Consider the following 13309-nt stretch of genomic DNA (forward strand, 5'->3'; position numbering starts at 1 on the left):
CTGCGATCCAACGACAGAATTTGGGGCCGAGAGGAGACACTCGAGAATCAGCGGCCGAGTGCGCTAGAAGCGCCAAGAAGCATCCCATGCGCCGGGATTGATAGAGCCCGTTGGCATGAAATGCAATGCCGGACGCAGTCATTGCAAAGCGGGGACACATCTTCACGCCTAGACTTACTTTCGCAGCAGCACATGTCGTGCGGCATTAAATAAAATAGGAGACGATGCGATGACTAAAGTCGTGCGCATGTATGAGATCGGCGTACCCGAAATTCTTCGTTACGAAGACATGGAAATCGGCGATCCGAGCCCCGGCCAGGTTCGTATCCGCCATGTCGCGGTGGGCCTGAAGGCCACCGGCTCGTCGATCTCCGTCATCTGAGGAGTTCGCCATGGAAGTCAAGCAACTGACCTGTGCCATCGGCGCCGAGCTGGTCGGCGTGAACCTGGCCGACGCGATCAAGAGCGACGATCTGTTTGCAGAGATCCGTGCCTTGCTGCTGCAACACCGCGTGCTGTTCCTGCGCGACCAGAACATCAGCCCCGTCGAGCACGTCGCGTTCGCACGCCGCTTCGGCGAACTTGAGGATCACCCCGTGGCCGGCAGCGATCCGGAGAATCCGGGCCTGGTCCGCATCTACAAGTCGCCGGACCAGCCGAACGACCGCTACGAGAACGCTTGGCACTCAGACGCCACCTGGCGCGAGGCCCCGCCGTTCGGCGCCGTGCTGCGCTGCGTGGAATGCCCACCGGTGGGCGGCGACACGACGTGGGCGAATATGGCGCTCGCCTATGAGAACCTGCCCGATCACATCAAGACGCAGATCGCCGACCTGCGTGCGCGTCACAGCATCGAGGCCAGCTTCGGCGCCGCGATGCCGATCGAGAAACGGCTCGCACTCAAGGCAAGGTTCCCGGATGCCGAGCACCCGGTGGTGCGCACCCATCCGGATACCGGCGAGAAGATCCTCTACGTGAACGCTTATGTGACCCACTTCACGAACTACCACACGCCTGCGCGCGTCCGCTTCGGGCAGGACGCCAACCCGGGCGCGGCCGACCTGCTGCGCTACCTGATCTCGCAGGCCTACATCCCCGAGTATCAGGTGCGCTGGCGCTGGCAGCCCAACAGCGTGGCGATCTGGGACAACACGGCAACGCAGCACTATGCTGTGATGGACTATCCACCTTGCTATCGCAAGATGGACCGCGCCGGCATCGTCGGCAGCGTGCCATTCTGACCTGCACCGGAGATAACATGGATCCGCGCCTGGCGCGGATTGCTGGCCACCAGTCGGGCGGGTCCGCGTAGTTGGTCGAGTATGCGAAGAACGCTGCCGCCTAGTGGCGGCGCGGTCCAGCGACGCCGGGTTGGTCAGCGAGATGAGCTTTGGCGTTGATGTCAGCTCTGCTTATTTCGACGGCTGTTCTATGGATCACAGTGGCCATTCGGACGGTCTCGGTGAACGGCGGCTCATCGGTGCTACCTCGGCCGTTCGACGATGTTAGGGCGGATGGCCGAGAATGGCCGGTCTCGGGCGTCCGGAGGCCCGGACGCCGAGGTCCGAGATCGGGCCAGAAGCAGTCAGCCGTTCGTTGAGCCAGCCACGACCGCCATTGGCCACTGAACGGACCCTGGATTGGATAACTGCTAGGGCTCTAGAAAGTCTGTGGTTCGAGTGGAAACGCATCTGATAAAGTGGCGCAGCAGGCTCGGGTTCGCGACGACGCTGCCTCCACCGACAAGCAAGAGAAGGCCATACCGTGGATATCCAACTCTTCTTCATCTGCTTCCTCACTTTTGTGATCCACCTGATCGGGACGCTGGCTTACTCCATCCGAATTGCCGGCGTCCGTACGGGGCGCATCGCAGTCTCCTTTGCGCTATTCAGCGTAATGATGCTCGTTTCTCGTACTTCCAACTCGTTCCTCGGTCCATTTTTGGCCAAGCGTGTGGAGACAAACCTTATGGGGGAGGCTACCGGGAATTTGGTGATGGATTTTAGGTGGCTGCTGATTGCCGCCGCACTTGCGACTCTCTTGGGTGCCATCCTCATCCCGACCTTCCAGCGTGTCTTTAGCAGGGCTGTTCTCCACTTTCAGGTCCATCGATCAATCCCAAAGCTAATCCTCCATGGTTTCTTCAAGGGTGGACTCAGCTATATCAAAGACTCAGCCACGCTGCCGGCAAAAGCGAACCTCGTTGCTGCGCACCGAGGGCACGGAATAGCACCGTCGGTGATCTGCCTCAATATTATCGCCGTTGCGCTGTGGACTGTCGGGGTCTTTGCGTCGCTATACGCAGGTTACCTTGATCCGGACGTGAGGGTTACTTCAAGTACATTGTCCTCAATCATCAATGGAGGCGCGACGATCGCGATGGCGTTGTTCATTGATCCGTATATGTCCGCTATGACCGATGATGTCGTAGAGGGAAAGGTCTCTCAGTCGCAGTTCAGGAAGGCCGTGGTATGCCTGGTCGGAAGCCGGCTGGCAGGCACCCTATTGGCTCAATTGCTATTTGTCCCTGCAGCAGGACTTATTGCCCACGTCGCAGCGATACTTTGATCGATGAGGCAGGCTTTGCCAGGCGCGGATCAGAAATGGTTCGGCAGCTCAGATCGGAGCACGGACCGCGCACACCCGAGAATCAAGGGACGGCCTTAGCCCCGATAGGTGCTTGTCTGATTTGGGGCCAACACCGGCTACTCGGTTCAACGCAATCGAAAGGCAGGGATGGCCGGCAGCGGTCTGTCCGCGGGCGGCTGCGCGAGGGCCGCAACGACGAGGCAAGCGGACCCTGGTTGGCGCGCCAGGGAATGCACCGCCCCACCCTGCGCTGGCCTCTGCCGTCTCCGGCCAGCGCCACCGCCCTACGGCACCCCAAAGAAGATCCACACTCCGCACAAAAAGCACGCCCGTGCCGACATTTGAATCTGGCCAGCGCCCCGACAATTGAATCTGGGGTGGACAAGGAGTGTGGCAGCAACGCTGTAATGTCCGGTTCTAGCAAAGCAGAAATGTCCGCCAGAGCGACGAGCCATGGTATCCAGCCTGCCCGGTTAGATGCAATGGAGATGCCTGGCGATGGCTAGACCCGAGTTCATTACAGTCAGCATGCGCGAGTTAGACAGGCTCAAGACCGTCCAGGCGGTCGTAGATGGTGAATTGCGGCCCGGTTTGGCCGCCGAGCGGTTGGAGATCACGGATCGACAGTTCCGACGGTTGCTGGAACGCTACCGGCAAGAAGGTCCATCTGGGCTCGTGTCCCGCAAGCGCGGCCGACCAGCCAACAACCGGTTGCCAGCTGATCGCGAAGCCGCCGCGCTGGGTCTGATCCGGGAACACTATGCCGACTTCGGGCCGACGCTGGCCGCCGAGAAGCTGCGCGAGCGCCATGGGCTTTTGCTATCCAAGGAAACGATCCGCCGGCGAATGACGGCCGCTGGCCTGTGGGTCCCGCGCAAACAGCGCCCGCCCAAGGTCTATCAGCCGCGGAATCGCCGTGCCTGCTATGGCGAACTGATCCAGATCGATGGCTGCGATCACCGCTGGTTCGAAGACCGGGCGCCAGCCTGTACGCTGCTGGTCTACGTCGACGATGCAACCAGCCGGATTATGGAGCTGCGCTTTACCCATTCAGAGGCCACGTTCATGTACTTCGCTGCGACCCGGGCCTATCTGGAGCGCCATGGGAAGCCGGTGGCCCTTTATAGCGATAAGGCCAGCGTGTTTCGCAACAACAAACCGAATGCAACCGGTGGCGACGGCCATACCCAATTTGCGCGGGCCTTGTTCGAGTTGAACATCGAGGGCATCTGTGCCAACAGCAGCCAAGCCAAGCCAAGCCAAGCCAAGGGGCGCGTCGAGCGAACCCACCTGACGCTCCAGGACCGCCTGGTCAAGGAACTACGACTACGCGACATCAGCACCATGGAGGCGGCTAATGCCTTCATGCCGGAATTCATCAGCGACTACAACGCTCGTTTCGGGAAAGAGCCGAGAAACAGCTTCAACGCGCATCGACCGTTGCGGGCCGATGAATGCATGGATTTGATCTTTACCTGGCGCGAGCCGCGCTGCGTGTCGAAGAGCCTGACGATCCAATACGACAAGATTCTCTACTTGCTGGCAGACACTCCCGAGCACCGCAAGCTTGCGGGTCGCTATATCGACGTCTACCACTACCCGGACGGGAAGATCGAGCCTCGGGCGAATGGCACTGCCCTGCCCTACACCATCTATGACAAGCTGTCGGAAGTCGATCAGGGTGTGATCGTGGATAACAAGCGGCTGGGACACGTGCTGCAGATGGCCCAATACGTGCAGGAGAAGCGCGACAACCGGCGGTCACAGTCCTTGCCGTCTACCGATGGAGTTCCACGCAAGCGCGGCCGTCCGCCCGGCAAGAAGGCACAGCGCTCGCTGGACCAAAACGACATGCTGGAAGCACTGCAGCGGCTTCAGAGTCAATCGTGGCCACTGAATGGCACCCAGAACTAGTCTTGGTCGACTACCCGCGCGGCATCCCTCGACGCTCGGCTATGAGTACGGTATCTCGCTGATCCTCTAGTTGCATAGCCACCCCCTCCCGCGCTCGCGCCAAAGTGCGACCAGGCTTTCCCAGTTCGCGCCCTCATCAAAGGTTGCGACATCTGTGGGGAGCAGAATCCATTTCTGGGCGCTACGCATCCAGATGTGGGCAACTGGTTCGATCCACGAGGTGTCGTCAAGAATGCCAGGTTGGACGATCCGAATCCGAGGGTTGCGTGCGGGCGTTCCCCACAGTCTAGTGCCACAGGATCCGCACATCACGCCCGTCTTTATCCTTCCGTCAGGAAGCTGCGCCGAATAGCTCAGAGGCTCGCCGCTCGTCACGAGGACATCTTCTGTCCTCATCACTAGGGATAAAGCGAATCCGCTACCCGTCCTACGCTGGCAGTCCAGGCAGTGACAGGCATACAGCGTGATCGGGGTACCGTGAAGGCGAAACTGAACCCCTCCGCAAAGACACTGACCACCCAATGTCCCTTCCATCTCCCCTCCCTTGGAATTCAATCCAATTTAGTGTGGGTACGCTTCCGCGTTAGATTTCGGCATTTGACGGAGTCCAAGCGGACATTTTAGCTTTGCTGGAAACCGGACATTTCAACTTAGCCTGGACACCCGAAGCGCCGCTTTCTTGCCCCAACTTGCGGCGAAGGCTGTCGTATGAGCAAGACATCAAAAAATGGACAACTCACATCCTCGTACAATCAACAACTTAGCGAAACGCCCCTGTCCATCAAAATTTGCAAAAAATGGACGTATCACTCTGCTCATGTCCATTTTCCAGTTCTTCATCGATTTTCGTTCAAGGTAGCCCATCTTGAGGAAAAAGTAGTCGTCGCGGAAGTCAGCGGAAGCCATAGTCCATGCGCACCTTGTTCGGGGTCGAACTGAGCAGCCGAACACGTCAGGCCGGGTTCGGCCACATCCGGACATCCACCTTGGCTAGTGATGAGCAATTCGAAAGACCGGTTGAATCCACACTTTGGAAGCGGTCACCCACCGCCGTTTTGCGTTCCTGGTCAGAGCAAGTGACCTGACGGGTTAGAACATCGGATGAGCGTCCGGATACAGCGCCGTTCTGAGTGCAAAGCCTCCCAGGACGACAAAAATAATGGCCGCCACCACATGTACCGCCTTGGTCGGCAGCCGGCCGGCAAACTTGTGACCGAGGTAAATGACCGGGACGTTGGCGAGCATCATGCCCAGTGTCGTTCCTGCGACGACGCCAAGAAACTCGTGAAAGCGGGCGGCCAGGGCGACTGTCACGACCTGCGTCTTGTCGCCCATTTCGGCGAGAAAGAACGTCACCACCGTCGTGCCGAACACACCCATGTGCCCCTTCGTGACGGCATCCGCATCGTCAAGCTTGTCAGGAATGAGAATCCAGATGGCCATCAGCGCGAACGAGGCGACAACGGCCCAGTTCATGACATGGGGGTTGATGACGCTTGCGAGCCACGCTCCCAGCGCGCCCGAGAACCCGTGATTTACCAATGTCGCCACGAAGACGCCGAGCACGATCGGAATGGGCTTGCGATAACGGGCCGCGAGAACGAGTGAGAGCAACTGCGTCTTGTCGCCAATTTCGGCGAGGGCGACCACGCTGGTCGATACGAGGAAGGATTCCATGGGGGTTGATTGTTACCGGGCCGCGCAGTCAACACGCGATGACACGCACCCCTGCGACCCGGCCAGGTAGGGATGCACGTCATCGGTCTTGCCAGGCTTGCGCTGCACACGCCATGTCGCCATCAAGCCGACAAGTATGTTGACGTGCGCCTCCTGGCATCGCGCCCGGAGCGGCTACTCCCCGAAGAGTGCCGCGATTATAAAAGTAGGCCGCCTGATCGCACAAGCCTATTTTAGTATACCCCCCCACCCTATTGATGTTACACTCCGTCCGCAAACTGGAGAACAGGCATGAGCCATACGATTCGCGAAAAACAGAAGCTGCTTAACCGCATTCGCCGAATTAAGGGGCAGGTTGAAGCGATTGAAAGAGCACTGGAGGACGAGCGCGGCTGCATGGAGGTGCTGCAACAGGTTACGAGTTGTCGCGGCGCCATGAACGGCCTGCTCGCCGTGGTGCTTGAGGACCACATTCGCACCCATCTGGTCGACGCTGAGCCGGCTGATGAGCATGGCAGCGGGACAGAGCAGTTAATCGAAGTAGTCCACAGCTACTTCAAGTGAGAGAAGCATGAGCAAGTTCGAGGACGCCGCCTTCGGGGCGGGCCATGACCATATCTTCCTGGGCGCTGCCCACGAGGACAACGAGCGCAGGACCTGGATGGTGATTGCGCTGTGCAGCGCTATGATGGTGGCCGAGATTGTCGGCGGCAGTCTTTTTGGCTCGCTGGCGCTCGTCGCGGATGGCCTGCACATGTCGACCCACGCCGGTGCGATGCTGATCGCCGCTTTGGCGTACACCTACGCCCGCAAGCACGCGACAGATCCCCGCTTCGTATTTGGCACCGGCAAGCTGGGAGACCTCGCGGGCTTTACCAGCGCCATCGTGCTCGCCATGATTGCGCTGCTGATCGGGTACGAGGCCGTCTCGCGCTTTCTCTCGCCCGTGCCCATCCACTTCGGCCAGGCGATCCCTATCGCGGTGCTAGGTCTGCTGGTCAATCTCGCTAGCGTCTGGTTGCTGAGCGGCAACCACCACGGCCACGGCCACGGCCACGGTCATGGACATGGGCATGGGCATGGGCATAGTCACGGGCACGGAGATGAAGGCGAACACGCTCATGAGGAAGAGGCGCATCGCATCGTCGGTAGCGCGGGCGTTTTCGCCGTGTCGATCTTCGAGGATGGCGTGCCGCCCGTCTTCCGCATTACGCCTGAAACGGCTTCTTCGAAGCTGACAGCAGATGCAGTTTCAATCACGACGGTTCGCCACGACGGTACCCACCAGACCTTCGCGTTTGCCGACCGTGGGGGCTATCTGGAGTCGAAAGACGTCATTCCAGAGCCGCATGCATTCAGAGCAACGGTCTGCCTGCCCGATGGCGAGCATCAAGTTGAGTTCGAAGAGCACGCGCACGATCACGGCGACGTACACGCTGCAGCGAACCACGACCACAACATCCGCTCGGCCTACATTCACGTCATCGCAGACGCAGCGGTTTCCGTGCTCGCAATCATCGGCCTCCTGCTGGCCCGCGCGTTCGGCTGGGTCTGGATGGACCCGCTCGCCGGCGTGATCGGGGCACTTGTGATTGCGAACTGGTCGTGGGGATTGATGCGCGATACGGGGGGCATTCTGCTCGACATGAATCTGGACAAACGCATGGTCGAGAACGTTCGGCATCTCATCGAGGACAACGGTGACGCCGTGCTTGACCTTCATGTGTGGCGCGTCGGTCCCGGGCACATGAGTGCAGTGGTGTCGGTCGTCACCAGTGAAGCACAACGCAGCCCGAGCTTCTATCACGCGGCGCTCAAACGCTTTAAAGGGCTGTCACATGTGACAGTCGAAGTGAATCCGACGCGTGCCGCCGCCTGAGCGATGGCAGTCAAATCGCCGTGCATCGGTGTGGAACAGACGGAGGTATAGCCGCCGGCCGGCGAGCGGTCGCTTACCGGCCAGCTTCTGCCATTCTGCACGCGTCGGCACGTAGCCGCATTCACGTGCACAACAGTCATTTGTTGCGCTGAGGTGCCGAGGCGGTTTGCGGCACGGCACATGTCACGCTGAGGTATTCGGGGGCCATGGTCCCCTTCTGCTGATTCCAATGTCGTTTGAATGGCTCATGTCGCGCCGCGGCGGGAGCCCAGATCAGACAATGCGTAGCAGAATCGATCACCTTTATGACGCTATCCGAAAAGCTGCGTGGCTGGGCGCGACAGATCAAGCGCGACGGTGTGACCCTCTGGTTTGCCTACCGAAATCCTGGCACCCCAATGCTGTCGAAGCTGCTGTGCATGATCGTGGTTGCCTATGCACTGAGCCCGATTGATCTTGTGCCAGATTTCATACCCATTCTCGGGTATGTCGATGACGTGCTTCTCTTGCCCGGACTGATCTGGCTGGCCGTTCGCTTGATTCCTGACGAGGTGCTGGTGACATGTCGTATCCAAGCCGAGGCATGGCTGGAAGCGCAAGGGAAGAAACCGAGGAGCTATTGGGGAGTTGGGCTGATTCTATGCATCTGGTTTCTGGTCGCATTTGGAGCCTGGCAAACGCTCCGTTGACTGTTTCGACTACCGCTTTGAACTGTGCCGATGTCTGCGTTGAACGGCGTCACGTCGGGGGAACAAGAGTTGCGGAAGGATCTTTCGAGATACATCATCATCCGCCGACATCTCATGAAGGCGTGACTCGAACTCTGGGGCTGGTTGATGGAACAAAGCCCACCCATCAGCCGTTTATTACAAGGGCGACAGCGCACAGGCCCTTCATGCCGAGCGCCCTGGCCGGCAGGCAGCAAGACGGGGACACATCATGAACCGCCGAAGGCTTTGCAAGGTCACGCTGGCAATCGTGGCGGGGGCGGCGGGCGGTCCGACGCTGGCCGCCGGTCGTGGTGGTGGTGGTGGTGGTGGTGGCAGCATGCAGGTGTTTCAAAGCAACTGCGGGTCACCATCGCATCGATATAGCCAAGCAGACGGTTCATGATCCCGATCGAGAATACCGAAGATCGTTACGGCGCCCTCGCCATCGTGCTTCACTGGTCGATGGCTCTACTTCTTATCGGCCTTGCGGCATTGGGGCTTTACATGGTTGCACTGCCAGATGCTGGCTTTAGCACGAAAAAGATCACGTTGATTCTCTATCACAAGGAATTCGGGCTGCTGGCCTTGATTCTGTTCGCCTTGCGCCTGAGCTGGCGCGTTACTCAGGTGCTGCCGAAACTGTCTGAACATCTGCCGGAATGGCAAATGATTACCGCTCGCTTTGTCCATCTTTGCTTCTACGGTCTGATGTTCGCCTTGCCGATGACGGGTTGGCTCATGTCGTCGGCCGCCGGTATCCCCGTGTCTTTTTTCGGATTTTTCACGCTGCCCGATCTTGTGCATCGCAGCGACTATCTGTTTGCCCGACTCATCGACATCCACAAATGGCTGGGATACACGCTTATTCTTTTGATCGTAGTCCACATGGGGGCGGCATTGCGACATCATCTAGTCTTCAAGGACGACACGCTGCGCAAAATGCTCCCTTAATGGGCGTTCTCAATCACGAAGCTGGAGAGCTCTCGCAACAATCGTCCCACGGCTACATTGGCCGCCACGACACCCGCGTAGGGGTTTTTTTCGCTCAGTGGCTCCTGCACCGAGAAATCCTTTTCCGCGATTAGTTGATTGGCCGCCTCCCGCCTGAGATAGAAGCGCATCGTAAGCCGCACCACCGCAGGATCCGAGGTGAAATCTTGCTGGAACTCAATAATCTCGGTGCGAAGCGAGAAGGTGTGTCGACCAAAATCGGGTGGAGAAAGGACTGCGCCAAAATAGTGTGTACGCCGGAACGTCTCGACGATCAACGGCTGCATCATCTGCGCAGGTGTTTCCACCCATTCGTTCTGACTGAAGTAGGCGATCTGGTACTTCTGGGTGGTATAGACCATACGAGGCGTGGCGTAGGCCGGCGCGCTCTCCGGAAGCAGAACCAACAGCGTCGCGGCGCGTGTTCGTTCGATGGGAAGATCGCTTGGGATCGTACTCAGCGCGTATTTCTTTGTATCGACCTTGACCGGCGTGAGCAACGTGCAAGCCGAAAGCAAAACGATGCCAATCGCGCCAACAGTCGCACCGGCCGTCATCGCCTTTCCCCCGGCCCGGCCGGCGGTGGCGCCGCGCCGCGAATCAGGACTGAAGGGTCTCGGTTGATCCTGTCCGTGACCGCGGCAAGCGAGTTCGACAAGGTATCGAGTTCGGTCAGCACCCGATAAGACTCAGGCAGGACTTGCGCCTGAAGCGCATTCACCGTCTCGTGTGACGACTCCATAAGGGGCGCAAACTGATGACTGGCGCGCTCGGTATTCGCCACAATGGCATCCAGCTTCCTGGTATCTTCCGCCATTGCCTGAGTGATTCTTTCCAGGCTCTCGGCGGATTGCTTTAGGGACGCGACGGTCTGCTTGTCGAGAATCGATGTGAGCAGCAAGGTAACGGCCTGGAAGTTTTCATTGACCTGATTTATGGCGGTATCTAGCGTCACGACTTTTGAGGGCCCCGCCGGGATCGTAGGATAACGCTCGCCAGGTTGTGGAAGCAGTTGCCCGGAATTGGCCCCGACGTTTTCGAGCGCGACGAAAACGTAGCCGGTGAATCCTCGTGTCGCAAGTCCGCGGGAAGTCACCGTGGCCACGGTAGCCGCATTCACTGGCGCCGTTCTGTCGATAACCAGAAGAATATCCACGGACTGCGGATTGGCCAGCTTGACGCTTTTGACCTTCCCTACTTCGATGCCGTGGAACTCAACCGGCGCATCCGCCATGAGCCCCGAGACGGGCTCTCGCGTAATGACGTGATAAGTCGCGTATTGGCTCACCGAGAACGCATACCAAGTCGCCCCGGCGATCGTCAAGACGAGCAAGAACGCTGCAAAGATCAGCTTTGCCTTCGTGTCGATGCCGATTTTCATGGCGAAGCCCTCCGGGCGAATAATGCCTTGATCGCCTCCCACGAAGGTCCAACTTGACAGGTTGGCTCCCCCCGCGACTCGGACATCGTGCGCGAGGTCAAGTCGGAGTGGCGCCACATATGAGTGAGTGGCGCCGTCCGGTTAGTATCCCCCTCCTCTGCCACCAGCGCTATTGCCACAGTGCGCACCGCGGCTGGCACTCTGACTCCGCTCGTAGGGCCAATCCACCTCGGATTGAATCGTTGCCTTGAAAAAATTGATCGGTTCGAGCGCCCGCATGCCCGTTTCGAGGCGCTGCCGAGCCGCGCCGGCTCGGTGCTTTGCCGCACTGATGGGCGCCTACCGGGTGTCCGCGACCGAGGAGCCGGCCCCCCCTTTCGCCTGATGGTCGGGGCCGCGTTGCGCATAGCGAACCATCCCGAGCTGGCGCACGCACCGCTATCAGGTGTTTGACGTAGTACGGCGCGCGGTAACCGCGGTGGAAATCGAACCGCCAGCCAAGGTGGAAGTCATGTCGGCTTGGGCCCTGCTGCACGGACTGCTGCTGATTGTCCCCCGTCGTGCAGTTTCCCCTCGGTGGGATGGCAACGAACTACTGGGGAACTGCGCTAGTTCCTGCCTGGCGCATACGACTATCCTTCAAGCTGATAGCCGGCTCTGACCATCATGAAACACTTCCTGGCTTGGGCACGCCGACTCATGCCAGACGTGGCGCTTTGTGTGATTACTCCCAGTGAGATCCGATTACCAGTAGACAGCATCGGCTAGCTGAAGCGCCCTTACCGAATCAAATCCACGTTCAGTGCTCCGCCGTAGTTTGGGGCGGCATGGAAGCCTTAATCTGCGGGGCGTGCATAGAGCTCGCTGTGTGCTCCGCTGGTCGCTTCGTGTATCGCTTGCCCAGACTCAGATGCAGCCAGAAAAGGCCAGCCGCGAGCGCGCCTGCCAGCCAGTGCAGCCATTCCGTAAGCACGCGCAAGGTCTCCCCGTTGAAGTAGTAGAGCCCATAGCCGGTGACAAGCAGCAATGCAGCCATGAGGCCGAAAGCCGCGCCTGCCCAACGATTGTGTTGGAGTTTCCAGGCAAGTTTGATGTGGGCCGCCCAGATCGTGCCAACCAGGTAGGTGGCCAGCCAGGCTGCGGCGCCATGGAGCTTCATGTTCCACGCCTGCAAGGTCGCCAGTTCCGCCGGGTCCTCGGCGACGAAATGGATAGCCAGCCATGCGGCGCCAGTGATCAGCAGCACGGCGAACGCCGCGTAGATGACGCGGCGTCGGGCTTGAGGAATCCGGAGCGCACGGCGTTTACCGGGCTGGGAAAAGTGAAGATCTGACATCACGTGGAACGGCCGCTGGTTCAACCAGCCGGATGCTGGTCGCCTGAAAGACCATCACGATACAGCAATGTGCGTGCGCCATTGCGTGCAAGAAGCGGGTGGGCCGGAGTACCCGTTGCCAGGACGACCTTGGTGAGCGCGTCTGCCAGCATGCAGGTCGAGGCCAGCACACTCGCCCCGGCGCGCAATGGAATCTCTTTCCGGTGGCCGACAATGCGTGATCGGCCCGATGGCGCAGCAGACAGTCCTGCCGCGCTCGAACTGGCCAGTGCTTCGTTGAACAGCCGACAGTGCAGGGCCACGCTCGCTGGCGCTGCGGGGTCGCGCACCGCAATGTCATGGGCCGCGACGCCAATGTGGCGTATGTCGCCGCCGGCATTGACCAGCGCATGGTCAATGTCGAAACTGCGCATCGCCTCGATCGCGCAATCCACGGCATAGCCCTTGGCAATGCCGCCCAGATCCAGCGTGCATGGCTCGGTCTTGCTCACGATGTCACCGCACAAGTACCAGTGGGCGCTACCGCTGCCTTCGGCATGCCGGGTGCAATCGAACGCGCCACCGCTGTCACGATACAGGGATGCCGCGGTATCCAGGACGAAGCGCGTCCGCGGATCTACACGGACAGCGACGTTTACTGGCGCGACATTGATGCGCCCGATGTCGCTGGCGGGATCGTGGCGATTCATCAGGTGGTGCACCTCCGCAATGGCCGCAAATGCCGCCGCCACGGCGGGATGCGCATCCGCACCACACGCGTCGATGTCAACCAGCGTGCCCAGGAAGGGCCTGGCTCGCCGACACCGACTTTGCCGATCCATGTTGGCCGTCAC

Annotated in this window: 13 protein-coding genes, 1 pseudogene and 1 riboswitch; of the genes and pseudogenes, 8 read left to right on the top strand and 6 right to left on the bottom strand. The window is 59.7% G+C overall.

Translation table 11 applies throughout. From position 1 onward, the window contains the following. Window positions 1-229: 229 nt before the first annotated feature. The 4 genes and pseudogenes from AC1Z3O_RS26560 to AC1Z3O_RS26575 form a co-directional block, all read left to right on the top strand. Window positions 230-349, top strand: a pseudogene (locus AC1Z3O_RS26560) (quinone oxidoreductase); the annotation flags it as partial. Between the two features lie 43 nt (window positions 350-392). Further along, window positions 393-1241, top strand: a complete 849-nt coding sequence (locus AC1Z3O_RS26565) for a TauD/TfdA dioxygenase family protein (protein WP_483519066.1) — start codon at window positions 393-395, stop codon at window positions 1239-1241. 523 nt (window positions 1242-1764) lie between these two features. Then, a complete protein-coding gene (locus AC1Z3O_RS26570; protein ID WP_483519068.1) occupies window positions 1765-2568 on the top strand; it encodes a lipid II flippase Amj family protein in 804 nt (267 codons plus the stop codon). A 519-nt stretch (window positions 2569-3087) separates the two neighbouring features. Further along, window positions 3088-4503 carry an ISNCY family transposase gene (locus tag AC1Z3O_RS26575; RefSeq protein ID WP_483519069.1) on the top strand — a complete coding sequence of 472 codons (1416 nt, stop codon included), beginning with the start codon at window positions 3088-3090 and terminating at the stop codon, window positions 4501-4503. A gap of 66 nt (window positions 4504-4569) precedes the next feature. On the opposite strand, the gene AC1Z3O_RS26580 is transcribed toward AC1Z3O_RS26575, so the two are convergent. Continuing rightward, window positions 4570-5037 carry a GFA family protein gene (locus AC1Z3O_RS26580; protein ID WP_483519070.1) on the bottom strand — a complete coding sequence of 156 codons (468 nt, stop codon included), beginning with the start codon at window positions 5035-5037 and terminating at the stop codon, window positions 4570-4572. 555 nt (window positions 5038-5592) lie between these two features. Beyond that, window positions 5593-6180 carry a TMEM165/GDT1 family protein gene (locus tag AC1Z3O_RS26585; protein ID WP_483519072.1) on the bottom strand — a complete coding sequence of 196 codons (588 nt, stop codon included), beginning with the start codon at window positions 6178-6180 and terminating at the stop codon, window positions 5593-5595. Window positions 6181-6194: 14 nt separating this feature from the next. Then, window positions 6195-6390, bottom strand: a riboswitch (yybP-ykoY riboswitch). Window positions 6391-6471: 81 nt separating this feature from the next. On the opposite strand from AC1Z3O_RS26585, the gene AC1Z3O_RS26590 reads away from it, so the two are divergent. The 4 genes from AC1Z3O_RS26590 to AC1Z3O_RS26605 all read left to right on the top strand — a co-directional run bounded on the left by AC1Z3O_RS26590 (window position 6472) and on the right by AC1Z3O_RS26605 (window position 9720). Beyond that, window positions 6472-6744, top strand: coding sequence for a metal/formaldehyde-sensitive transcriptional repressor (locus AC1Z3O_RS26590; protein ID WP_483519074.1), 273 nt, complete (start codon window positions 6472-6474; stop codon window positions 6742-6744). A gap of 7 nt (window positions 6745-6751) precedes the next feature. After that, complete coding sequence (dmeF, locus tag AC1Z3O_RS26595) at window positions 6752-8059, top strand: CDF family Co(II)/Ni(II) efflux transporter DmeF (RefSeq protein WP_483519076.1); 1308 nt, start codon at window positions 6752-6754, stop codon at window positions 8057-8059. A gap of 305 nt (window positions 8060-8364) precedes the next feature. After that, window positions 8365-8748, top strand: a complete 384-nt coding sequence (locus tag AC1Z3O_RS26600; RefSeq protein WP_483519078.1) for a YkvA family protein — start codon at window positions 8365-8367, stop codon at window positions 8746-8748. A 420-nt stretch (window positions 8749-9168) separates the two neighbouring features. Beyond that, a complete protein-coding gene (locus tag AC1Z3O_RS26605; protein ID WP_483519080.1) occupies window positions 9169-9720 on the top strand; it encodes a cytochrome b in 552 nt (183 codons plus the stop codon). Here AC1Z3O_RS26605 and AC1Z3O_RS26610 read toward each other — a convergent pair. The 4 genes from AC1Z3O_RS26610 to AC1Z3O_RS26625 all read right to left on the bottom strand — a co-directional run bounded on the left by AC1Z3O_RS26610 (window position 9717) and on the right by AC1Z3O_RS26625 (window position 13309). Continuing rightward, a complete protein-coding gene (locus AC1Z3O_RS26610) occupies window positions 9717-10316 on the bottom strand; it encodes an ABC-type transport auxiliary lipoprotein family protein (protein WP_483519082.1) in 600 nt (199 codons plus the stop codon). The two genes, AC1Z3O_RS26605 and AC1Z3O_RS26610, sit on opposite strands and share 4 nt — an antisense overlap. Next, window positions 10313-11140, bottom strand: a complete 828-nt coding sequence (locus AC1Z3O_RS26615) for an MlaD family protein (RefSeq protein ID WP_483519083.1) — start codon at window positions 11138-11140, stop codon at window positions 10313-10315. The genes AC1Z3O_RS26610 and AC1Z3O_RS26615 overlap by 4 nt, the downstream gene beginning before the upstream one ends. Before the next feature lie 799 nt (window positions 11141-11939). Then, a complete protein-coding gene (locus AC1Z3O_RS26620) occupies window positions 11940-12500 on the bottom strand; it encodes a cell division protein CrgA (RefSeq protein WP_483519084.1) in 561 nt (186 codons plus the stop codon). Then, entirely contained in the window at window positions 12497-13309 is an 813-nt protein-coding gene (locus tag AC1Z3O_RS26625) for an FAD:protein FMN transferase (protein ID WP_483519086.1), read from the bottom strand. Before AC1Z3O_RS26625 ends, AC1Z3O_RS26620 begins: the two co-directional genes overlap by 4 nt.

The organism is Cupriavidus sp. 09_S30 (genome assembly GCF_056930435.1).

Coding starts and splice junctions, on each gene's coding strand:
- AC1Z3O_RS26565 (WP_483519066.1), top strand. CDS start 393: ATGGAAGTCAAGCAACTGACCTGTGCCATCGGCGCCGAGCTGGTCGGC.
- AC1Z3O_RS26575 (WP_483519069.1), top strand. CDS start 3,088: ATGGCTAGACCCGAGTTCATTACAGTCAGCATGCGCGAGTTAGACAGG.
- AC1Z3O_RS26580 (WP_483519070.1), bottom strand. CDS start 5,037: ATGGAAGGGACATTGGGTGGTCAGTGTCTTTGCGGAGGGGTTCAGTTT.
- AC1Z3O_RS26585 (WP_483519072.1), bottom strand. CDS start 6,180: ATGGAATCCTTCCTCGTATCGACCAGCGTGGTCGCCCTCGCCGAAATT.
- AC1Z3O_RS26590 (WP_483519074.1), top strand. CDS start 6,472: ATGAGCCATACGATTCGCGAAAAACAGAAGCTGCTTAACCGCATTCGC.
- dmeF (WP_483519076.1), top strand. CDS start 6,752: ATGAGCAAGTTCGAGGACGCCGCCTTCGGGGCGGGCCATGACCATATC.
- AC1Z3O_RS26600 (WP_483519078.1), top strand. CDS start 8,365: ATGACGCTATCCGAAAAGCTGCGTGGCTGGGCGCGACAGATCAAGCGC.
- AC1Z3O_RS26605 (WP_483519080.1), top strand. CDS start 9,169: ATGATCCCGATCGAGAATACCGAAGATCGTTACGGCGCCCTCGCCATC.
- AC1Z3O_RS26610 (WP_483519082.1), bottom strand. CDS start 10,316: ATGACGGCCGGTGCGACTGTTGGCGCGATTGGCATCGTTTTGCTTTCG.
- AC1Z3O_RS26615 (WP_483519083.1), bottom strand. CDS start 11,140: ATGAAAATCGGCATCGACACGAAGGCAAAGCTGATCTTTGCAGCGTTC.